At 71.5% G+C, this 20,931-nt stretch carries 17 protein-coding genes; 13 read left to right on the forward strand and 4 right to left on the reverse strand.

Translation table 11 applies throughout. The features are described 5' to 3' along the window. The first annotated feature begins 106 nt into the window (after window positions 1-106). The 9 genes from CAP_RS20055 to CAP_RS20090 all read left to right on the forward strand — a co-directional run bounded on the left by CAP_RS20055 (window position 107) and on the right by CAP_RS20090 (window position 9,351). Window positions 107-742, forward strand: coding sequence for a hypothetical protein (locus CAP_RS20055; protein ID WP_197041263.1), 636 nt, complete (start codon window positions 107-109; stop codon window positions 740-742). A gap of 272 nt (window positions 743-1,014) precedes the next feature. Beyond that, entirely contained in the window at window positions 1,015-1,902 is an 888-nt protein-coding gene (locus CAP_RS20060; RefSeq protein WP_156040966.1) for a hypothetical protein, read from the forward strand. A gap of 143 nt (window positions 1,903-2,045) precedes the next feature. Then, window positions 2,046-2,294, forward strand: a complete 249-nt coding sequence (locus CAP_RS20065) for a hypothetical protein (RefSeq protein ID WP_044243464.1) — start codon at window positions 2,046-2,048, stop codon at window positions 2,292-2,294. Window positions 2,295-2,488: 194 nt separating this feature from the next. After that, on the forward strand, window positions 2,489-3,847 hold the full coding sequence (locus CAP_RS50665; protein ID WP_197041264.1) for a collagen-like domain-containing protein: 1,359 nt from the start codon (window positions 2,489-2,491) through the stop codon (window positions 3,845-3,847). Window positions 3,848-4,583: 736 nt separating this feature from the next. Then, the gene (locus CAP_RS52420; RefSeq protein ID WP_231511577.1) at window positions 4,584-5,522 is read left to right on the forward strand and encodes a hypothetical protein; all 939 of its coding nucleotides are present in this window, start codon (window positions 4,584-4,586) and stop codon (window positions 5,520-5,522) included. A gap of 632 nt (window positions 5,523-6,154) precedes the next feature. Next, window positions 6,155-7,075, forward strand: coding sequence for a hypothetical protein (locus CAP_RS45045; protein ID WP_231511578.1), 921 nt, complete (start codon window positions 6,155-6,157; stop codon window positions 7,073-7,075). A gap of 48 nt (window positions 7,076-7,123) precedes the next feature. Beyond that, a complete protein-coding gene (locus CAP_RS20085) occupies window positions 7,124-8,074 on the forward strand; it encodes a hypothetical protein (RefSeq protein WP_052375545.1) in 951 nt (316 codons plus the stop codon). A 208-nt stretch (window positions 8,075-8,282) separates the two neighbouring features. Then, a complete protein-coding gene (locus CAP_RS50675; protein ID WP_156040969.1) occupies window positions 8,283-8,600 on the forward strand; it encodes a hypothetical protein in 318 nt (105 codons plus the stop codon). After that, on the forward strand, window positions 8,593-9,351 hold the full coding sequence (locus CAP_RS20090) for a hypothetical protein (RefSeq protein WP_044243470.1): 759 nt from the start codon (window positions 8,593-8,595) through the stop codon (window positions 9,349-9,351). Before CAP_RS50675 ends, CAP_RS20090 begins: the two co-directional genes overlap by 8 nt. A 47-nt stretch (window positions 9,352-9,398) precedes the next feature. On the opposite strand, the gene CAP_RS20095 is transcribed toward CAP_RS20090, so the two are convergent. After that, window positions 9,399-11,390, reverse strand: a complete 1,992-nt coding sequence (locus CAP_RS20095) for a CocE/NonD family hydrolase (protein ID WP_197041266.1) — start codon at window positions 11,388-11,390, stop codon at window positions 9,399-9,401. A gap of 91 nt (window positions 11,391-11,481) precedes the next feature. On the opposite strand from CAP_RS20095, the gene CAP_RS20100 reads away from it, so the two are divergent. Together CAP_RS20100 and CAP_RS20105 are read left to right on the forward strand one after the other, a co-directional pair. Further along, on the forward strand, window positions 11,482-13,098 hold the full coding sequence (locus CAP_RS20100; RefSeq protein WP_044243472.1) for a nuclear transport factor 2 family protein: 1,617 nt from the start codon (window positions 11,482-11,484) through the stop codon (window positions 13,096-13,098). A gap of 26 nt (window positions 13,099-13,124) precedes the next feature. Beyond that, window positions 13,125-14,045, forward strand: a complete 921-nt coding sequence (locus CAP_RS20105; protein WP_044243474.1) for a GDSL-type esterase/lipase family protein — start codon at window positions 13,125-13,127, stop codon at window positions 14,043-14,045. A 13-nt stretch (window positions 14,046-14,058) separates the two neighbouring features. On the opposite strand, the gene CAP_RS50680 is transcribed toward CAP_RS20105, so the two are convergent. Both CAP_RS50680 and CAP_RS20110 read right to left on the reverse strand, forming a co-directional pair. Beyond that, window positions 14,059-14,304, reverse strand: a complete 246-nt coding sequence (locus tag CAP_RS50680) for a hypothetical protein (protein ID WP_156040970.1) — start codon at window positions 14,302-14,304, stop codon at window positions 14,059-14,061. Window positions 14,305-14,351: 47 nt separating this feature from the next. Further along, on the reverse strand, window positions 14,352-14,762 hold the full coding sequence (locus tag CAP_RS20110; RefSeq protein WP_044243476.1) for a tellurite resistance TerB family protein: 411 nt from the start codon (window positions 14,760-14,762) through the stop codon (window positions 14,352-14,354). Between the two features lie 132 nt (window positions 14,763-14,894). Between CAP_RS20110 and CAP_RS45050 the strand changes: the two genes are divergently transcribed. Then, window positions 14,895-16,031: a trypsin-like peptidase domain-containing protein gene (locus tag CAP_RS45050; RefSeq protein ID WP_052375546.1), complete on the forward strand. Its 1,137-nt coding sequence runs from the start codon at window positions 14,895-14,897 to the stop codon at window positions 16,029-16,031. Window position 16,032: 1 nt separating this feature from the next. Here the strand turns inward: CAP_RS45050 and CAP_RS20120 are convergent, their stop codons facing one another. Then, complete coding sequence (locus CAP_RS20120) at window positions 16,033-16,872, reverse strand: hypothetical protein (RefSeq protein ID WP_044243479.1); 840 nt, start codon at window positions 16,870-16,872, stop codon at window positions 16,033-16,035. Between the two features lie 202 nt (window positions 16,873-17,074). Here CAP_RS20120 and mfd point away from each other — a divergent pair, with 202 nt between their 5' ends. Further along, the gene (gene mfd / locus CAP_RS20125) at window positions 17,075-20,836 is read left to right on the forward strand and encodes a transcription-repair coupling factor (protein WP_052375547.1); all 3,762 of its coding nucleotides are present in this window, start codon (window positions 17,075-17,077) and stop codon (window positions 20,834-20,836) included. The last annotated feature ends 95 nt before the right edge of the window (window positions 20,837-20,931 follow it).

Consider the following 20,931-nt stretch of genomic DNA (forward strand, 5'->3'; position numbering starts at 1 on the left):
AAAAAGAGCGGCACGCCCGTGCATCGAAATATCCGTGGGACGGCCTGATCTCGTGCGCTGGCGTTGCAGTTTGCGACGTCCACGGGTGCCGGCGATCCCCGATCCGGTGGAGAACGGTTCCCAACAGGCCTGCGGCGCGTCATCCTGGGTCGCGGCTGCGGCGATGGTGCTGGCGAGCCACGAGGACCCCATGGCCGAGCCCGTTCCGCCCGAGACCCCGTCATCCCCCCCGTCTCCCGAGCCGCGCGCCGCGGAGGAGCTGGAGCCGCGCGCCGCGGAGGAGCTGGAGCCACGCGCCGCGGAGGAGCTGGAGGCGCACGCCGCGGAGGAGCTGGAGGCGCACGCCGCGGAGGAGCTGGAGGCGCACGCCGCGGAGCTGAAGGCGCACGCCTCGGTCGTCGTCGAGGTCCAGCCGGCGCGCCCCGTGGTGGCGAGTACGGTCATCCAGACGGTCATCAACAACACGGTGATCCTGGTGGCGCCCGAGGGGTCGGCGTCCCCGCAGAGCGCTCCGCCGCGTGGCAAGGCGCCCGCGTCCTCCGAGGCCGCCGAAGCTGCTGCTGCAGCGCAGAAGGCCAAGAAGGCTGCCGTCACGGAGCTGCGTCAGCACCTCGCCGGGCTCGGGGCGCGCGCAGAGCAGGCCGCGGAGCAGATGTCCCGGGTAGGGACGGCGGCCGCGGCGCTCCAGCAGCAGCTCGCGGAGCTCAAGGCAGCCGTGGAGCGCCTGAAGCAAGGGCGCTGAGGCGGGAGCAGGGGGCAGGCGGCGCAGGGGTGCCGGGCGACGCCTCGTCGCGAGGTCTCGGGCGGCGGCGGGCGCGGTTTGCGTGGCGTCGGAAGCGCATCGGCCTGGACGTGCCTGGGCGAGCCGCGATTCTTGCAGGATGGCTGCGACGCAAGCGGCTATTGCATTCGCCGCTCTCGTGCAAGCGCGAGGATTCGTGGCTCGTGTGCACGCCGTGGGATATACCCAGCAGCTGATTGACCTGAGGGGAAGGCGGCTGCATGGGGGCCACGATGAGCGAAGCGGCGACCGCAATGGCGTCGCGGTTCTGGCGCGTTACCGGGATCCTCTCCACCTACGACGAGCTGGAGCTCAGGCTCGGCTACCTGAGCGAGGAGGGCGACGGCTCGCAGGAGGATCCGGGCAGCGCGCTCGTGGCGAAGCTCTACGGGGTCGCCGGGGATCTGCTGCTGACCCACCGGGTCCCGGTGCGCCCGACCGAGGCAGGGCGCGCGCGCACGGTGCGGGGCGCCATCCCGTTTCCCACGGCGACGCGGGTCATCCGCTTCGAGGTGGCCGGCAAGGTGATCGAGGAGATCGGTGTGCCCGCGGCGGGGCCCGAGATCGAGCTGACCTGGCGTCCGCCGGAGCGGGTGCGCGGCAAGGTGCGCGTCACCTGGAGGGGCGAGCACCCGCTCGGGATGAAGCTCGACTACTTCCTGAGGTACAGCCATACCAATGGGGTCACCTGGAGCCCCATCAGCCTGCGCACGCCGAGCGAGCACCAGGAGATCGATTTCGATCAGCTCCCGGGCGGCGAGCGGTGCAGGATCGCGGTGATGGCCACGGACGGCGTGAACACGCGTCTCGCCCGCAGCAGTCCATTCGCCGTCGCAATCAAGCCGTGCCGGGCCGTGATCCTCGAGCCGAGCACCCCAATCACCGCGCCCGCAGGCTCGGTCGTGTCCCTGCACGGTCAGGGGTTCTGGCTGGAGGAGGGGCGCCCCGAGCCGCAGCACCTGGCGTGGGAATCGTCGCTCGACGGCCCCCTCGGCAATGGCGAGCGGATCGAGGCCACGCTGTCACCGGGGACGCACCGGGTGACGCTCACCGCCGGCTGCGGAGAGCGCGCCGGGACGCGCGAGACGCGGGTGGAGATCACGGCGCACGCCGGCCGCTGAAGCGCCGATGCGGTCGGAGGTGTCGGCGCTCCGGCGCGAACGTCCATCGTGACCACCGCGCGACGCACCGCCACGAACGGTACGGCCGACACGGAGCACGCGCTTCGGTCATCCAAGGGGACATTCGCCCAGGAGACAGTGGCATGCGATCGTCAAAGCTCGTCGACTTCTTCATCGCGCTCGGAGCAAACCTGTCGCTCGTGAAGCGGTTCCACGAGGATCCCGAGGGCGCCATGCGCGACGCCGGTCTCGGCGACGAGGAGCTGGATCTGGTGCGGCGCCGCGACGAGGAGGGCATCCGGCGCGCCATGGGGGAAGAGCACGCGGGCGTGAAGCTGCACATGCCGCCGGGAGGAAGCGACGGCGCGCAGGCCGGGACGCCGAAGGGCTGACCCACGCGGAGGTCGCGCGCGGCGGCTGAGGTCGCGCGCGGCTGGCGCGCAGCGGCTGACGAAGGGGTGACCGGAGGACGCCGGGGTCCGTGCGCAAGGTACAGGCTCCAGAGGCGCTTGCTGCCGTCCAGGCCGGAGCGTAAAGGGCTCAGGAGCCCGGGGCGTCGATGCCCCCCCCTTCGGTGGAGCGCCCCATGACCTCGAGATCCACGCTGTCGCTGCCTGTCTTCGCCCTGGTTTTGGGCCTCGCGGGTCCCTCCCTCCTCGCGGGCTGTACCGGGGAAGAAGGCAACACGGGGCCTGAGGGCCCCCCAGGGGCGACGGGGTCCACCGGGCCTGCAGGTCCGGAGGGGCCCACGGGGCCCACGGGCGCAGACGGTCCCACGGGCCCGGAAGGTCCGACAGGTCCGACAGGTCCCGAGGGGCCTTCGGGAGAGGGCGGCAGCGGTACGGGCGGTGGGAGCGGCGTGGGCGGAGGAGGCGCAGGGGTGCCGGGGCCGACGGGGCCGGCAGGGCCGATGGGTCCAGCGGGGCCGATGGGTCCCGCAGGGCCTGCGGGCGCGCCGGGTGCGACGGGCGCGATGGGACCGGCAGGGCCCGCAGGGCCTGCGGGCGCGATGGGCGCGACGGGCGCGACGGGACCGGCGGGGCCCGCAGGCGCGACGGGCGCGATGGGACCGGCGGGCGCGCAGGGGGTGGCTGGAGCGATGGGGCCGATGGGACCCGCGGGGCCGCAAGGCGCCACCGGACCTGCTGGAGCACCGGGGCCGCAGGGGCCGGCGGGGCCGGCAGGAAACGGCGCAGAGGGCGAGGACGAGGCGATCTTCGCCGGGTTCACCTCGTCGACCCACACCGCCAACATTGGCAGCCGCACGGCAGCGCACGCGATCTGCGCGGCAGCGTTCACCGGGGCGCACCTGTGCCACGCTTCGGAGTACCTGCAGACCGCGTCGGCAGCGTCGGTGCCGGCGAACGGGGCGTGGCTCGACGCGAGCGTCGGCCTGAGCGGGAACATGACCCTGCAGAACAACGTGCAGTTCGGCCGGTACACGCAGAACTCCTGCCAGAGCTTCACGAGCGGCGTGAACAACGGCTCTTACGGCACCTGGGTGCAGCCGAACGGCGCGGTGACCGAGAGCACCTCGTGCGGCACGGCCCGCGCGCTGGCGTGCTGCAGCGGGGCGCCGAAGCATCCTTTCGCGGGGTTCACCACCCAGGGCTACACGGCGAACCTCGGCAGCCGCACGGCAGCGCACGCGGCCTGCAGCACCGCGTTCTCCGGCGCGCACATGTGCCACGCCGCGGAGTACCTGCGGTCCACGTCGGCCACGCCGGTCCCCGCGGAAGGGGCCTGGCTCGATGGGAGCGCGACGACGACGGGTACGTTGACGCTGCAAGGAGGCCCGGGGTTCGGCCGGTACACGCAGAACTCCTGCCAGAGCTTCACGAGCGGCGTGGACAACGGCTCGTACGGCACCTGGGTGCAGCCGAACGGCGCGGTGACCGAGAGCACTTCGTGCGGCACGATCCGCCGCGTCGCCTGCTGCTACTGACGCTCGCGGGAGGCCGCGCGCGGCGCTCGCGGGAGGCGGCGCGCAGCACGCGCTGAAGGCCGGCGCACAGCACGCGCTGAAGGCCGGCGCGCAGCACGCGCTGAAGGCCGACGCCGAGGAGAGGGAGCGCGGCCTCCCGTGGGGCTTGCTGCCGTCCAGACCGGAGCGTAAAGGGCGCAGCAACTCGGGGGGCTCGACGTCCCCCTTTCTCGGTGGAGCGCCCATGAGTTCGAGATCCACGTCTTCGCTGTCCGTCTTCGTCCTGGCCCTGAGCCTCGCGGGCCCCTCGCTCCTCGCGGGCTGCACCGGAGAGGAAGGCGGCATGGGGCCTCAGGGTTCCCCGGGAGCGACGGGTTCCACCGGGCCTGCAGGTCCGGAGGGGCCCGCAGGTGCCACGGGCGCAGACGGTCCTCCAGGCCCCGAAGGGCCGACCGGACCCACAGGTCCCACGGGGCCTTCCGGAGAGGGCGGCAGCGGGACCGGCGGTGGGAGCGGTGGGAGCGGCGGGGGTGGAGGGGATGGAGGGCTGCCGGGGCCGACAGGTCCGACGGGGCCGATGGGTCCCGCAGGGCCTGCGGGTCCTGCGGGCGCGGCGGGTCCAGCAGGTCCGGCAGGACCGACGGGGGCGGCTGGCGCGACGGGTCCAGCCGGCGCGGCAGGGCCGATGGGACCGGCAGGTCCGACAGGTGCCGCTGGCGCGATGGGTCCGACGGGCGCGACAGGACCGATGGGACCGGTGGGTGCGACGGGTGCGACGGGTGCTGCTGGCGCGATGGGGCCAGCCGGCGCGACAGGACCGATGGGAGCCGCAGGACCGGCAGGCGCGACGGGCGCGATGGGACCTGCAGGTCCGCAAGGCCCTGCGGGGACGGGCGCACCGGGGCCGCAGGGGCCTGCAGGACCGGCAGGAAGCGGCGCGGAGGGCGAGGATGTGGCGGCGTTCGCGGGCTTCACCTCGACGACGTACACCGGCAACCTCGGCGGTCGCTCGGCGGCCCATGCCGCATGCGCGGCGGAGTTCACGGGAGCACACCTGTGCTACGCCGCGGAGTTTCTGCGCTCCACGTCGGCCACGTCGGTGCCGGCGACCGGGGCGTGGCTCGACGCGAGCGTGACGGTGACCGGGAGCCACACGTTGCTCGGGTCGGTGCTCTTCGGCAGGAACACCTACGACTCCTGCCAGAGCTACACCCTCGGCACCAACAACGGCAGCCAGTACGGCACCTGGGTGCAACCGAGCGGCGAGCTCACGGCGAGCGGGACGTGCGGGGCGCCGCGCGCGCTGGCGTGCTGCAACGGAGCGCCGAGGCACCCCTTCGCGGGGTTCACGACGCAGGGCTACACGGGGAACATGGGCGGTCGGGCCGCCGTGCATGCCCTCTGTGGCGCGCAGTTCCCCGGCGCGCACATGTGCCACGCGGCGGAGTACCTGCGGGCGACGTCGGTGACGCCGGTCCCCGCCGAGGGCGCCTGGGTCGACTCGAGCGCGACGCAGACGGGCGCGCACTCGCTCGAAGGAGGCCCAGGCTTCGGCAGGAACACGTACGACACCTGCCAGAACTACACCCTCGGCACCAACAACGGCAGCCAGTACGGCACCTGGGTGCAGCCGAATGGCTCGGTGACCGCCACCGGGACGTGCGGCATCGTGCGGCGCGTCGCCTGCTGCTTCTGAGGAGCGGGTGGCGCTTGCTGTCATCCAGGCTGGCGCGTAAAGGGCGTGGAAGGTCGGGGGGGGCTCGCGCGGTCCCCCCACAAGCAGGAGCGCTTCCCATGACATCGAGAACCATGCCCTCGCTCTCCGTGATCGTGCTGGCCGTGAGCCTCGGAGCGCCCGCATGCGTCGCTGGATGTACCGGCGATGAAGGCGGGGGCGGGCAGGGGCAACCCGGTGCGACAGGGCCCACGGGACCAGCAGGTCCCGCAGGACCTGAAGGTCCGACCGGGGCCACGGGACAGACGGGCGCGGATGGCCAGACGGGACCCACGGGGCCGACAGGTCCCGAGGGGTCCTCGGGTCAGGGCGGCAGCGGGACGGGCGGCGGTGGCGGAGCGGGCGGCGATGGGACCGGCGGGGGAGACACCGGAGTCCCGGGGCCCACGGGACCGATGGGTCCTGCTGGACCGGAAGGACCTCCCGGCCCCGCAGGACCGGCAGGCGCGACGGGTGCGACGGGTGCGACGGGACCGATGGGACCGGCAGGACCTGCGGGAGCTACAGGCCCTGCGGGTGCCACAGGCCCTGCGGGTGCCACAGGCCCTGCGGGTGCCACAGGCCCTGCGGGACCGGCCGGCGCCACCGGGGCCATGGGTGCGACCGGCTCCACCGGCTCCACCGGCGCCACGGGGCCTGCAGGACCTCAAGGGCTGCCAGGGGTTGCAGGTCCCACGGGGCCCATGGGTCCGGCAGGTCCGGCAGGGGCTGGAGCGCCGGGGCCTCAAGGTCCGGCAGGTCCGGCAGGGACCGGAGCGTATGCCGAGGATGTGGCGTCGTTCGCCGGGTTCACCCCGAACGCGTACACCGGCAACCTCGGGGGACGGCCTGCGGCGCACGGGATCTGCGCGGCGGCGTTCTCGGGGGCGCACCTGTGCCACGCCTCGGAGTACGTGCTGTCGACCTCGATGACGCCCGTACCAGCCGCGGGCGCGTGGGTCGACGCCAGCATCATCCCCGCGGGTCAGATGACCCTCGAAGGCTCGGTGGCCTTCGGCAGGCACACCGACTACTCGTGCAACAGCTTCACCTCGACCCTCAACGATCCAGACGGCGCGTGGATCCGGCCGAACGGTCAGGTGACGTGGGCGAGCACGGGTGCCTGCGCGATTGCCCGGCCCCTGGCGTGCTGCAACGGGGCGCCAAAGAGCGAGTTCGCCGGCTTCAGCGCGCAGAGCTACACGGGGAGCATGGGCGGCAGGCCGGCGGTGCACGCGATCTGCAACACCGCGTTCCCGGGCGCGCACCTCTGCCACGCCGCCGAGTACCTGAGGACGGTGTCGGCGACCCCCGTCCCGGCGAGCGGAGCCTGGCTCGACGCGAGCGTGGTCCATGCAGGCACGATGAGCCTGGAGGGTCTGCCGAGCGCGGGGCGGGAGACCGACTACTCCTGCGACAGCTTCACCTCGACCGTCAACGACGAGGACGCGGCCTGGGTCCAGCAGAACGGCGAGGTCACCTGGGCGAGCACCGGCGGCTGCGCCGTGGCGCGGCCCGTGGCCTGCTGTTACTGAACCCCCCACGCGTCGCCGGCGCTCCACACCCCACGAGAGAAGGTCACGATGGCGAGGATCGACCGTTCCCTGATGCTGGCGCTCGCGCTCACGGGCGCGCTCTCGGGCGCGCTCTCCATCGGGTGCCGCAAGAAGGCCGAGGTGACCGCCGAGGACGTCGCCGCCCAGGGCGCGCTGACCGAGCAGAGCAGCGCCGGCTCGGTGGTGTGGAGCATCAAGCCCGACGGCCAGGTACGGATCGCGGTGAAGGGGCCCGACGGCAAGCCCATGGAGACGGGCGTCACGGGAGGCATGAGCGTGAAGCCTCCCGTCGGAGCCCTGGCGCTCGCGACGGTCAAGCCGGTGGAGGGGTCGGGCGGCGTGCTCACCGCCACGCTCCCGCCGTTCACCGAGGACCTGACCGAGCTCCGCTACGGCCTCAAGATCGGGAACGCGTCCTTCGACGGCGTGATGCACGTCCCGAGGGGCGGGACGCAGGAGCTGCTCGACAGCGCCCGGGCGACCGAGAAATCGAAGCTCGAAGGCAAGAAAGGCCCTCACGGCGGGGTGATCCAGGTGGTCGGGCTGGATCGGGTGGAGATCCTCGGCGACAAGGCGTCGGCCCTGGTGCGGGTGTACCTGCTCGACGCCATGCTCCAGCCAGCGCCCATCGGCGAACGAAAGCTCGACATCAAGCTCGGCCTGGTGGGCGCGCGATCGCAGGTGCTGGATCTGCTTCCGAACCGGAAAGAAAATTTCTACGAGGGAATGCTGCGCGGAAAGATCGAGCCGAGGAAGATCACCGTGGCCCTCGTGGAGGGCGGCGTGACCCGCGTGGCGCTCTGCGGATGGCAGCCCGGGCGGGTGGTCCCCGTGGGGCAGTCCGCGCCGGTGATCGGCATCTTCATCAACGACATCTGGGGCGGAGACGCGCCGCTGCCCACGCCGGGCGGTGATCACGGCCACGATCACCACGGCCATGATCATGGCCACGACGACCACGGCCACCACGATCCCTGACCCACGCGCGTCCTCCCCTCCCCGGGCTCGGCGCGCTCAGCGCGCTCAGCGCACTCCGCGTGGCTCCGCGTCTTCCACGTGTCCCGCGTGCTCGGCGGAGTCGAGCGCGGAGCGGTGGCATCGCCTCGAAGGCGTACCCCTCCCGATCCATTGACGTGCGCCGAGCAAACCCCGTAGCGTGAGGCTCTTTTCCGAGAGGACCTTGTCGATGACACAAAATGCTGGTGGGTACGGTCAGGCGCCCGGTGGATACGGTCAGGCCCCGGGTGGATACGCTCAGGCGCAGGGCGGCTACGGGGGACAGCAAGGTGGCTTTGGCGGAGGCGCCGCGGCAGGGGCGGCCTACCAGGTGCTCACCGTCGACGGTGGCTGTGGCGGCGTCATCGATCACAGCCGCATCGCCGATCTGACGAACCAGATGGCGGGCCAGGGCTACGCGCTCGATCAGCTCTTCATCGACGTGCGCAGCGTCTTCGGCCCGTTCTGCATGAAGCGCTGCGCGGTCCTGGTCTTCAAGCGTGGCTGATCGCCGCATTCACCTCGAGCTCGCACGCGAGCCCGGGGTGAACCGGAGCATCTCCGATCTCAGCGCGCTCGGGCGCTTGCCTGCGCTCGCGCACCACCCCACCTGCGGACGACACGACCACCACCTCCTGCGCCCCTTCGGGCTCGCCCTCTGCCTGGGGTGTACCAGCATGTACCCGGGCATCGCCGCGGCCCTCGGGGGCTTGCTGCTCGCCGCGCCTGACCAGGGCTTCCGGTCCGTCATCACCCTCGGGGTGGTGTCGCTGCTCTGCGCGGGGCCCACCTTCGCGCAGCCCTTCGTGCAGAAGCGCTGGTTCAAGGTCCCGGCCCGCTTCACCCTCGGCGTGGGCATCGGCCTGCTCCTCGGCGCGGTCTGGTGCGCGCCTTTCAGCGTGCTCGGGTGGGCCGCGCGGGTGGTGATGGTCGCCGCGGCCATCGGGCTCGCGGCCACCGCGCTCACGCTCCGGCAGCGGCACGCCAAGGATCCCTGTCTCCAGTGTCCCTGGGGTTCGTACCCCCTCTGCGCCTACAACCTCCCTGCCATCCAGCGCATGCGGGACGCGCGAGGCCCCGATCCGCTGCTCGACGGGCTCATCGCCGAGCTTTCACCGCTCGCGCCCTATCCGCCGCGCTTCGGAGCCGCTCCCCCCGTGCGCCGACCTGGCCAGGTGGCCTTCGCGACCGTCCCTCTGGCTCCGCCCCAGGCTCCCCCCACGGCCTCCCCGCCCCCTCCGGCGACGCCCCCCGGCTGAAGCTTCCGCTCCCCGGAGACACGCGGCGCGGGGACATCGTCCGGACATCACCGCGTGAGGACGGGCAGCACGAGCGCGGAGGGTGCCTCGCGGGAGCGGGCGATGCGCTGGGTGGCCTTGATGAAATCGGCCTCCGTGGCCTGGAAGATGCTGCCCACGTAGCGCTGGGGATTCCTGTCGATGAGGGGAAACCAGGTGCTCTGGATCTGCACGAGGATGCGGTGCCCCTTCCTGAACACATGGGCGCTCGCGTGCAGGTCGATCGTGTACTTCACCACCCTGTTCGCGGGGATCGCCGAGGGACGGGAGAAGCTCTCGCGGAAGCGGCCGCGGAGCACCTCGCTCGCGACCATGAGCTGGTAGCCCCGCAGATCGGGCGCCACCTCGGCGGGAGGCGCGCCAGGCTTCGGCGGCACCGGCGCCAGCCCCTCCGGATGGACGTCGATGAGCTTGACGATCCAGTCGCTGTCGGTCCCCGAGGTGGAGGCATACAGCTCGGCGAGGATGTCGCCCGCGATCGCCACGTCGGCATCGAGCGGCGGCGTCGAGAAGGACAGCACATCGGGGCGGTGATCCACGAAGCGCTGATCCTGAACGAGCCAGTCGGCCCACTGCCCGGCCTGCAAGAGAGGCCTGATGGGCCGCTGGTAGAAAGGCACCGGGTTCGCCGGATCCGACACGTACACCTCGGCAGCATCCGCGCCGGTGGCCGTGGGGGACTCGAACGAGAGCGCCCGACCCTCACGGAGGTAGAGGCGGCGCTTCGAGACGCCCTCCACCGGAGGCCAGCGCGCGAAGGTGCGCCAGCGGTTCACGCCGGTCTGGAAGACCTGCGCCTCGGGCATGGGCCCGGGGCTCTCGTCCCCGCCATGGAGATGAAGGCGCAGGAAGGGGGCCTCGATCGCCTCCCGGTAGTGGACGGCGGTGTCGCTGCCGAAGTCGATGGGCCCGAGCTTGCGGCCCGTGCCGCCGTGCCAGCCACCGTGGTTCCAGGGACCGAGGACGAGGTGATTGAGCCCTTCAGCGTCGTCCTTCTCGAAGATCTCGTAGATCTTCTGAGGCCCATAGAAGTTCTCCGGATCCCAGAACCCCGCGACGTTGAGGGTCGGGACCCTGGTCTTGCGCAGGTGCGCGACGAACGACTGCCGCTCCCAGAAGGCATCGCGGTCAGGGTGCGCGACGAAATCGCTCCAGGTGGGAGACTTCCCGTGGAAATGACGCCGATCGGCGTTCGAGAGCGGCCCGAGATCGAGGAAGAAGTCGTAGATGTCCCCCCGGTCGAAGGGGAACCTGCTGTTGCTGGTCTTCTCGGTCTCCAGGAAGGCCACGTACTCGAAGCCATAGGCGAGCCGGAAGGCACCGTTGTGGTGGAAATCGTCGCCCAGGAACTGGTCGGCCGGCGAGGCTGCCTCGATGACCGCCGCGAGCGCCGGGTGCGGGTCGAGCAGCGCCATGGTGGCCGTCCACGCGTCGTACGAGGTCCCCCACATGCCGACGCGGCCATTGTGGCCAGCGACGTTCTGGAGGAGCCAGGCGATGGTGTCGCTCGCGTCGGTGGTCTCGTCGATGGCGCGGGGATCCTTCCCGTCCCGCGGAGGGCGCATCATGACCAGCGTGCCCTCGGACCTGAACCGGCCCCGGATGTTCTGGAACACGAAGATGTACCCGTCGGCGAGCAGCGGCGCGAGGCTGGGGTGCGCGCCGAGGTTCACGGAGGCGTCCGGGATGCCGTAGGGCGTGCGCTGAAGGAGCATGGGCAAGGGCTTCGTCGCGCCCCTGGGTGCGAGGATCACCGTCTCCAGCCGCGCGCCGTCGCGCATCGGGATCATCGCCGTGGTGAAGGAGAACCCGGGCCTGCCGACAGGCGCCGCAGTGGAGCTCCGCGATGTCGGCGACGCCGGTGACGTCGGCGGAAGAGAGCCCACGGGCACGGAGGGCTGCCCGGCAGGCGAGGACCCGGACGGAGACACGCCTCCACAGGCGGCGACCATCAGGGCCTCCCCGAGGGCCAGAGCGGCGAGGAGACGTCTCCGGTTCACCCCGCGGAGCCTACCACCCTGCCTCCCCACGCGACTCCTGCACGGAACTTCGCCCCTGGATCGTCCCCTCGCTGTAAGCTCGCGCCGCCCCATGAAGACGTCCAGGATCGCTGGCTGGCTGCTCTCGTCGACCACCTTCGCCCTCGTCGCCTGCTCGGAGTCGCCCCCGACGCCCACCGGAGCCGCGCCATCCGCCACGGTGAGCGCTTCTCCGGTCGCGTCCGGGAACCCCCACCCGACCCCGCCCCCGTCGACGACCGATGAAGCGCGCGCGCTCCTCGACAAATGGGTGGCGGCGCAGAAGGAGGGCAAGGCCGATGCTTACGCCGCGCTCTACGCCCCGAAGTTCGAAGGTGTCCTCCGCGCGGGCGCCCGGGTGCACCGCCTCGACCGCGCGCGGTGGCTGAAGCAGCAAGAGGCCGCGCTGCAGAAGAAGCCCGAGGTGAAGGTGAGCGACGTGAGCGTGATCCCTTCGCTCGCCGGCGCGACCGTCCTGTTCACGCAGACCGGGGCGGTCCCCGCGGAGGGCGCGGAAGCCGAGGCAGGCGTGAAGCGGCTCTCGCTGGTGCGCGCGGACGGCAAGCTTCTCATCGAGAAGGAGGAGATGCTCCGCCCGGCGAAGCCGAAGGGGGACCAGGCCGCGCCGGCGCCGACAGAGCGCTTCGCGTTCGTGGTGCGCACCCCGACCCCCATGGTGGTGCTCGACACGAACCCCAAGGAGGAGTGGACCGACGGGCCTCCCTCCCTGACCACGCGCGGCGACGTGGTGCTGACCAGCCGCATGGTCGACGCGACCAAGCTGCCCGAGAACCTCGCGTCGTTCCGCGGCAAGCGGTTCGAGCTGCACGGCAAGACCGGCAAGGTGTGCGAGGCGACCGTGACCAGCTTCGGCGCCGTCGGTCGGGTGACCCCGGCGGCCACCACCGTGGCCCGGTGGGACGCCAAGGGCGAGGGTGCCGTCGCGTCCTTGAACACCATGGATATCGCCAGGGACGCCTGGGATCTGTCGGCGAGCGGGGGAGACACGGGGGGCCGCCTGCTCGTGGCGCAGATCTTCCCGGTGCAAGGCACGTGTGACGAGGCCCTGTGGGGCCGGGTCATTCCGGAGCCTGCTGCCCCGGAAGCGCCCAAGACCGACGCTGCGCAGAAAGCCGACACCGCACCGAAAACCGGCGCCGCACCGAAGCCCGCGGAGAGCACGAAGCCCGGCGACACCAAGGCCAAGGAGAGCAGCGCCAAGCCGGGCCCCGGGGTTCCGGCCGAGGCGCGACCTGCCGATGACGCCACCCGCGACAAGGTGCTCGAAGCGTTCCGGAAGCTGCCGGCCTACGAGGCGATCCAGAAGGAGTACGGCACCGCCAAGGCCGCGGGAGACCCCGAGCACTGGGAAGAGTTCCAGGGCGGCAAGCCCGAGGTGTTCGTGATGGAGCTCCCCGGAGGCCTCACCCTGATCGCGGCAAACCTCTCCGCAGGCGCAGCGTGCGGCGGCTTCGGCGCGGCGCTGAGCGCCATCTGGGAGAGCAAAGGCGGCAAGCTGACCCTGGTGCGCGAGCCCGAGGGAGAGACGCTCCGGCCCTGGGTCGCCGACGACGTCGACGGTGATGGCAAGTTCGAGATCCTGCTGGAGGAGGGCGTGCTCCTCACCTCCGGGACACGCTATGACCGGTGGAACCGCCTCGCCATCCCCGCCCTCGGCAGCGGTTGCTGAGGGGAGCCCCCGCGGAATCCCCCCGCATGTCGCGCCCTGCCTCCTGGCTGCTCGCGTCCACCCTCATCACCTCGGCGTGCTCGGCCAACCGCACGGAGACCGGCCCCTCCCCGGACGTGCTGGAGCCGCCGCCCGTGGCCAGCGTCGCCTCCACGCCTGCCTCCACGCCCACCGCCGCGGCCGCGCCGACAGAGAACGCCAGCGCCTCCCCCACCACCCGTGCCAGCGCTGCGCTGGAAGGCATCGGCGCCCCTGGGAATGACGCGAGAGACGCTGGCCTCCCAGCCCCTGACGGCGGCACCGATGCGGGAGATGCGGGCATTGCCACGTCCGGAAAGGTCTATGTCGTCGCGGCCATCGGGGACTCGCTCACCGACGCCAGGTCCCACGGCGGCGGGTTCCTGGACGAGCTGAAGCGCCGCTGTCCAGAGAGCCGCTTCGACAACCAGGGCAAGGGCGGCAACATGGTCAACCAGATGCGCCGCCGCTTCGCGCGCGACGTGCTCGGCGAGGAGGGTGGACCGGAGCGACCGGCCTACACGCACCTCATCGTCTTCGGCGGCGTCAACGACCTGTACAGCGACAAGACCGCGTTCCGCAGCGTGCCCAAGATCTCGGCAGATCTCGCGGCCATGTACGCGGCCGGCCGCGCCCGGGGAATGCGCATCGTCGCGCTCACCGTGGCGCCCTGGGGAGGCTTCTCCAGCTACTTCACCGATGCGCGCGGCCAGACCACGCGGCAGCTCAACGACTGGATCCGCGGCCGCAAGGCAGCCGGAGAGGTCGACCACGTGATCGACGCCTACGCGCTGCTCTCCTGCGGCGTCCCGCACCGCCTCTGCCCCGACTACACCAAGCCCTTCATGGACGGGCTGCACTTCGGCCCCCGTGGGCACGAGGTGCTGGGCAAGGCGCTCTACGAGGCCGTCTTCTCGGATTGCCGTTGAAAGACGGCGTCGTTCAGGATCCGCTGGGAGGTGTGGCAGCGCCGCCTTCGGGCATGGTGCTGCCAGGCATCGGCTCACCCCCGGGGCTCTCGGGGGTCGCGGGGGCGCCAGGCGTCACCCCGCCGGGGACTTCGGGAGCCTCGGCGGGCTGCACCTCGGGAGGCTGAGGCAAAGCATCGGGGGCCTGACCACCGCCGCACCCCGCGAGGAGGGCAGAGACGACGACGGGGAGCGAGGCAAGGGCGAGGGACCTGCGCATGGACATGCTCTTTCGTCGCTGGAGGAAAGCTCCCCGGGAGGGGAGGATCAGCCGAACACCGAGAGGTTGTTCTTGATCATGAAGGCCTGCACGTACGGGTGCAGGTGCGCGTCGGGGATCTGGAAGTACTGCTGCATCTGGGTGAGCATCTGCTGCTCCTGCGGGGCCAGGTAGCCGTCGCCCATCGCCATGTCCGCCGCATTGAGGATGAGGCACATCTTCTGGGCCGGCGAGAGGATGCGCGACGCCGCGTCGAGGAACTGCTGCACGCTGTTCCGGCGCACGAACTGGAGGGCGGTCTCGAGCACCTGGCGGTCGGGGACCACCTTGAGGATGTCCCCCGCCTCGCTGTCGTCGAGGCTGCCATCCGCGGCGCTCACGTAGACCATTCCTGCGACGAGCGCGACCTTCGGCGTGAGATTGATCTGAGCCCCGCCGAATCCATCAAACAGCCCCATTGGCGTTCCTCCTGCTGGCATTCACGAACGCGCCGTCACCCCGGAGCGCGCTGGGGCCGAGAGTCTGGATGCTCCTCGTTCCAGGTGTCAAGCCCGTAGCCCCCGAAGATCGGAGCGGAGTAGCTTGAACGCGTGGAGACCACGACGATGGATGAAGTGCTGAGCGATCCGGTCAGGGCCATGATGCGGCTGCGTTCTTCCCAGATCGTGGCCATCCAGGACACGAAGGGCGTGGGGACCGGTGTGCTCGTGGGGCCCGATGGATGGGTCCTCACGAACAAGCACGTGGCCCCGAGCATCGGCCCTTACCGGGTGGTCCTCGCCGATGGCAAGGACATGCATGGCGTCGGCGTGCATCAGAGCGCGCACCACGACCTGGCCATCGTGAAGATCGCGCCGAGCACCGGCTCCTTCCTCGACCTCGGCGCCGAGGTGACCGACGAGCACCACGTCGGTGAGGAGGTCTACGCCCTCGGGCACCCGCGCGGGTGCCGCTTCTCGGTGGCGCGCGGGATCATCTCCAACCCCTACCGCGAGATCGAGAAGGAGTACTTCATCCAGACCGACGTGAACATCAACCCCGGCAACTCGGGCGGCCCGCTCGTCGACAGGGCCGGCAAGCTCGTGGGCATCGTCACCATGATGCTCTCGAATGCCCAGGGCCTCGGCTTCGCGGTGCCCGGCCACGTCGCCGCGGACTACCTGCGCTACGTGCGGCGGCTCGTGCGGCACGGCGTGGTGAAGGTCCCCGAGGCCCTCCTCCAGAAGGCCGAGGCCGAGCAGGTCCCGGCCGAGGACATCGTGCGGCAGGCCGTGAACGCCCTCGTCGAGGCGGGCAAGGCGTCCATCGAGGAGGAGAAGCCGGAAGAGGGCTTCTTCAAGCTCAAGCAGCGCAGCGTCGTGGTGGAGGTGCGCTGCCACGAGGGCCTCTTCACGGTCAGCGGCCAGCTCGCCGCCGTGGGCCCTTCGGAGCGCGCAGACGCGCGGTTCTTGACCAAGCTCCTGGAGCTGAGCGGCAGCCGCGACGTGGGTGGTGCGAGCTTCTCCTTGCGCGAGGGTGCGCTCGTGGCGGGCCTGATGCGCCCGACCGCGGGCCTCAGCGGCCTGGAGGCCCTCTGGGCACTCGACCTCGTCCTCCACCTGGCCCTCGAATGGCCGACGAAGCTCCACGCCTTGCTCTTCTCCGGTGGCCCCCAGGCGCAGGCGAGCGCAGATCCGGGCTACCCGATCCTCACCTTGCCCACGGACGAGGCCTGGCGGCGCATGTGAGTCACGCGCGCGTCCCCTGCGCGTCCTCTGCGTCGCGCTCGCCGGACGTCACGTCGCTGGTCGCCTCGCCCGACGCCGCATCCGCCTCCCCGGCCTTCAGATCCTTCTCGACCGTGCTGCGGAGCAGCGCCTCCATCTCGGTGGCCTTCGCGGGGTTGCTCCCGAGCGCGCGCTCCAGCGGGTCGACGAGCGCGGTCTCCTCACGCTTGTCGAGGGCTTCCATCCCGGGTCGCTCGGCGGGCGCCATGAAGGCCCCGAGCGCGGAGTTCTCCAGCGAGTGCTCCAGCGCATTGCTCAGGCTCTTGCGCAGGTTGCCCCGCTCGTTGCGCGCGGCGAAGGCATCGTTGAACTTCTCGGCGGCCCGCGCGAAGGGATCCTCGTCTGCCGGCCTGCTCTCCGCGCGCTGCTCCGCGGCCGGCATCGACTCCCGGAGCGACTGCGCCGCGGAGGAGAAGAGCCACCCCTCCTGCCGCTGCAGGCGCGGATCGTCGGCGGCGACGACCGGCAGGAAAGACCCCTCCTCGGAGACCAGCGTGTCGTAGCGGCGATCCTCCGGCGGACTGCCTGCCGGAAGGACGAAGACGCCCCGTGTGTCGCCGTGCTCGTCGAGGGCATCCCCGAGGATCTCGCGCAGGTGGAGGGCGAGCTCGTCGTCGCTCTCGAAGCCCACGAACGGCATGACCAGCGTCCCGTCGTCGATCGCCTGGGCGCCGAACGTGGCGCCGTTCTTGCCGGTGAAGGCCGACCAGCCCGCGCCCACCGCGGCCTGGGGCGCCGGCGCGAAGGCGGAGGAGAGCGACGCGAAGGAACGGCGCAGGACCACGATCTTCCCGATGCTCATGAGGAGGAGCCGGCTAACAGAGGGTCGGAGGGCGGTCAATCCCGGCAGACGGGGTGTTCCTTCCGGAAGCGCTCACCGCGCTCGCCAGACAGCACCGCGACAGCACCACCACAGCACCATCACAGTGCCGTCGTCGACGGGCCGCGTGACTGTCCGCGGGAGGGGGCGCCGGCAGCCTGCCGTGTGCTACACCCCGCGCGCCATGTCCGTTGATCCGGAACCCCGCAAGCGCCGCACACCGCAGGCATCGCTCACGGTCCCGCTCGGCGAGCTCTCGGGCGATCTGGAGCTGCCCCCCGACAGCGCGCCGCCCTCCTCGGTGGAGCGGCTGCCGTCGCTCGATCTTCCCGTGGACCGCGCCGTCGTCACCACCCGCGATCTCACGGTGCGCGTCGCCTCCGCGAAGCCGCCCGAGCTGCTCCACGCGTCAGGCGCAGCAGGCGCCGCGGCGGGGCTCGTCGTCCGCCGCCTGGTCACGGCCGGCCGCCGCCGCGTCGTGGCCGTGACCCACGACGTCGATGCTGCCCGCGCGCTCGCCGCCGACGTGTCCTTCCTCCTCGGCGAGCGCGACGCGAGCGACGCCGAGGAGAGCGGTGACGGCGCCGGCAAGGTGCTCCTCTTCGTGCCCAACGAGGCGAGCCCCTACGCCGACGTGAACCCGGACCGGCGCGGCGCCGAGGCCCGCCTGTCCACCCTGTTCCACCTCGCCATGGACCTGCCCTGGTCGGTGCTGGTCTGCCCCGTCACCGCCCTCTCCCGCAAGGTGTTGCCCCGCGAGGAGGTCGTCGACCACGCCGAGCTGGTCATCGCCGAGCAGGAGCTGGACCGCGGCGCCCTCATCGCGCGGCTCGGCGCCTCGGGTTACGTGCGCAGCCCCCTCGTCGAGGACCCCGGGACGTTCGCCGTGCGCGGCGCCCTGCTGGACGTCTGGGCCCCCGGCGCCCCCAACCCGGTGCGCGTGGAGTTCTACGGAGACCTCATCGTCTCCATCAAGGCCTTCGAGCCCGATCACCAGCGCACCGTCGCCGAGGTGAAGGAGGTCTGGCTCCCCCCCGCGCGCGAGGCCATCCTCACGCCCGCCAACGTCGAGCGCGCCCGGGAGCAGGTGCGCGCCCTCTGCGACGCCGTGGACCTCCCCACCCTGAAGGCCCGCCCCCTCGTCGACGACGTGGCGAGCGGCCGCACCTTCTTCGGCTCCGAGGGCTTCCTCCCGGCCTACGTCGCGCTCTCCTCGTTCACCGACTACCTCCCCACCGACGTCGCCGTGGTGCTCGAAGATCCCCCCGCGCTCACCTCGGCCCTGCGCGACGAGCTGGGCCGCGCCGCCGCCGACCGCAACGAGAAGGACCGCGAGCCTCACTTCCCGGTGAGCGCCTTCTACGACGAGGAGCACCGCGTCGCCGCCTGGCTCGGCGCCCGCGTGGCCATCGCCCTGCACCGCACCGGCGTGGCCGGAGGCGCCCCTGGCGAAAACTCCCTGGAGCGCTTCGAGATCGCCCCCGAGGATACCCCCTCGCTCGCCACCCAGGACCAGTCCGATCTCGAGCGCGCCATCAAGGCCGCCCGCACCTCGCGCGGCAAGCACGGCGCCCTGGACCCCCTCGTGCGCCGGGTGTCGGCCTGGCAGGAGGCAGGACTCAAGGTCATCATCGCCGCCCGCGCCCAGACCCAGGTGGAGCGCCTCGTCACCCTGCTCCGCCACCGCGACCTGCCCGTGAAGGCCAGGCTCGGCGCCTTCGATCCCGCGCTGCTCGACAGCGCCTCCACGGAAGCGCGCGACGCCGCTCTGGTGGTCACCGGCGCCCTCGCCCGCGGCGTCGTCGCCCCCGCGGAGGGCGTGGCGCTCGTCACCGAGGAAGAGATCTTCGGAGCCCGCGCCCACCGCCGCGCCGCCCGCGCCGCCGCCTCCTCCACCAAGCCCGCCCGCGCCTTCCTCGAAGACCTCCGCGGCCTCAACGTGGGCGACTTCGTGGTCCACGTCGAGCACGGCATCGGCCGCTACCTGGGCCTCGTGCACAAGCAGGTCGGCGCCTTGACCATCGACCTCATCGCCGTGGAATACGGCGGCGGCGACAAGCTCTACCTCCCCGTCTACCGCCTCAACCAGATCCAGAAGTTCTCCGGCGGCGAGGGCACCCCCAAGCTCGATCGCCTGGGCGGACAGTCCTTCGCCAAGACCAAGGCCCGCGTCGAGAAGCAGCTCCGCAAGATGGCCGACGAGCTGCTGCGCCTCTACGCCGAGCGCCGCGCCGCCCACGCCGACCCCTTGCCCTCTGCCGACGACGAGTACCAGGCCTTCGAGGCGACCTTCCCCTTCGACGAGACCGCGGACCAGGCCCGCGCCATCCTCGACGTCGGCGCCGACCTGGAGGCCCCCCGCCCCATGGATCGCCTGGTCTGCGGCGACGTCGGCTTCGGCAAGACCGAGGTGGCCATCCGCGCCGCCTTCCGCGCCGCGCTCGCCGGCAAGCAGGTCGCCGTCCTGTGCCCGACCACCGTCCTCGCCCAGCAGCACTACCTCACCTTCAAGGCCCGGATGGGCTCGTACCCCATCGAGATCCGGGCCATGAGCCGCTTCCAGCCCAAGTCCGAGCAGGACGACACCATGCGGCGCCTCCGCGACGGCACCGTCGACATCGTGATCGGCACCCACCGTCTCCTCTCCAAGGACATCCATTTCAAGCGCCTCGGCCTGCTCATCGTCGACGAAGAGCAGCGCTTCGGCGTGACCCACAAGGAGCGCATCAAGGCCCTCAAGACCAACGTCCACGTCCTCACCCTCACCGCGACGCCCATCCCGCGCACGCTCCAGATGGCCGTCTCCGGCCTGCGCGACATGTCCATCATCTCCACCCCCCCCATGGACCGCCGCGCCATCCGCACCATCGTCACCCGCTTCGACGAGAGCGTGATCCGCGAGGCCATCACCCGCGAGATCGAGCGCGGCGGCCAGGTGTTCTACGTGTACAACCGCGTCGAGGGCCTCTACGAGCGCGCCGCCCGCCTCGCCGAGCTGATGCCCGCCGCCCGCATCTGCGTGGCCCACGGCCAGATGTCCGAGCACGCCCTCGAACAAGCCATGCTCGACTTCGTGGAGGGTCGCTACGATGTCCTCTGCACGACGGCCATCATCGAGAGCGGCCTCGACATCCCCCGCGCCAACACGATGGTCATCGACCGCGCCGACATGTTCGGTCTCTCGCAGCTCTACCAGCTTCGAGGCCGCGTGGGCCGCTCGCGGGAGCGCGCCTACTGCTACCTCATCGTCCCTCCCCCCAACGCCATGACCGACGAGTCGAGGGCCCGCATCGAGGCCCTCGAACGCCACACCGAGCTGGGCTCCGGTTTCCAGATCGCCTCCCTCGATCTGGAGCTGCGCGGCGGCGGCGACCTCCTCGGCGCCGAGCAGAGCGGCACCGTCGCCTCCGTCGGCTTCGAGCTGTTCTGCCAGATGCTCGACGAGGCCGTCCACGAGCTGCAGGGCGACCCCGTGATCCACGAGGTCGACCCCGAGCTGAGCTTCGATGCCGACGCTCTCCTCCCCGAGGACTACATGTCCGACGTGGGCGTGCGCCTCACCCTTTACAAGCGCTTCGCCAGCGCTTCGACCATCGACGACGTCCAGGAGCTCGCGACGGAGATGGAGGACCGCTTCGGCGCTCCGCCGGTGGAGGCGCGGCGGTTCGTGCACCTGATGCGGCTGAAGACGGAGCTGCGCAAGCTGCGGGCCCTGGGGTGCGAGGCCACCTCCAAGGGCGTGACCATGCATCTGCGCGAGGACACTCCCCTCGACCCTGCCAAGGTGATGCGGCTGGTGCAGCAGAAAGGGTCGCCCTACAAGCTGACGCCCGACATGCGGTTGACGCGGCGTTCGCGGGAAGGGGAGATGTTCGCGAGTGGGCTGGAGGCGACCGATCGGTTGATGAGTGAGCTTTCGGGGTGTCTCAAAGACGGGGCTGTGTGAGCCGGTTTCTGCTGGGTTGAGTGGCTTGCGGGCGGAGCGGGGCGGAGCGGCTTGCGGGCGCTTCCGGCGGCGGTGGGCGGGGGGGTGATGCGACC

This window comes from Chondromyces apiculatus DSM 436, from assembly GCF_000601485.1.
In the GTDB taxonomy this organism is placed as follows: Bacteria; Myxococcota_A; Polyangia; order Polyangiales; family Polyangiaceae; genus Chondromyces; species Chondromyces apiculatus.

Coding starts and splice junctions, on each gene's coding strand:
- CAP_RS20060 (WP_156040966.1), top strand. CDS start 1,015: ATGAGCGAAGCGGCGACCGCAATGGCGTCGCGGTTCTGGCGCGTTACC.
- CAP_RS20065 (WP_044243464.1), top strand. CDS start 2,046: ATGCGATCGTCAAAGCTCGTCGACTTCTTCATCGCGCTCGGAGCAAAC.
- CAP_RS50665 (WP_197041264.1), top strand. CDS start 2,489: ATGACCTCGAGATCCACGCTGTCGCTGCCTGTCTTCGCCCTGGTTTTG.
- CAP_RS45045 (WP_231511578.1), top strand. CDS start 6,155: ATGGGTGCGACCGGCTCCACCGGCTCCACCGGCGCCACGGGGCCTGCA.
- CAP_RS20085 (WP_052375545.1), top strand. CDS start 7,124: ATGGCGAGGATCGACCGTTCCCTGATGCTGGCGCTCGCGCTCACGGGC.
- CAP_RS50675 (WP_156040969.1), top strand. CDS start 8,283: ATGACACAAAATGCTGGTGGGTACGGTCAGGCGCCCGGTGGATACGGT.
- CAP_RS20100 (WP_044243472.1), top strand. CDS start 11,482: ATGAAGACGTCCAGGATCGCTGGCTGGCTGCTCTCGTCGACCACCTTC.
- CAP_RS20105 (WP_044243474.1), top strand. CDS start 13,125: ATGTCGCGCCCTGCCTCCTGGCTGCTCGCGTCCACCCTCATCACCTCG.
- CAP_RS50680 (WP_156040970.1), bottom strand. CDS start 14,304: ATGCGCAGGTCCCTCGCCCTTGCCTCGCTCCCCGTCGTCGTCTCTGCC.
- CAP_RS20110 (WP_044243476.1), bottom strand. CDS start 14,762: ATGGGGCTGTTTGATGGATTCGGCGGGGCTCAGATCAATCTCACGCCG.
- CAP_RS20120 (WP_044243479.1), bottom strand. CDS start 16,872: ATGAGCATCGGGAAGATCGTGGTCCTGCGCCGTTCCTTCGCGTCGCTC.
- mfd (WP_052375547.1), top strand. CDS start 17,075: ATGTCCGTTGATCCGGAACCCCGCAAGCGCCGCACACCGCAGGCATCG.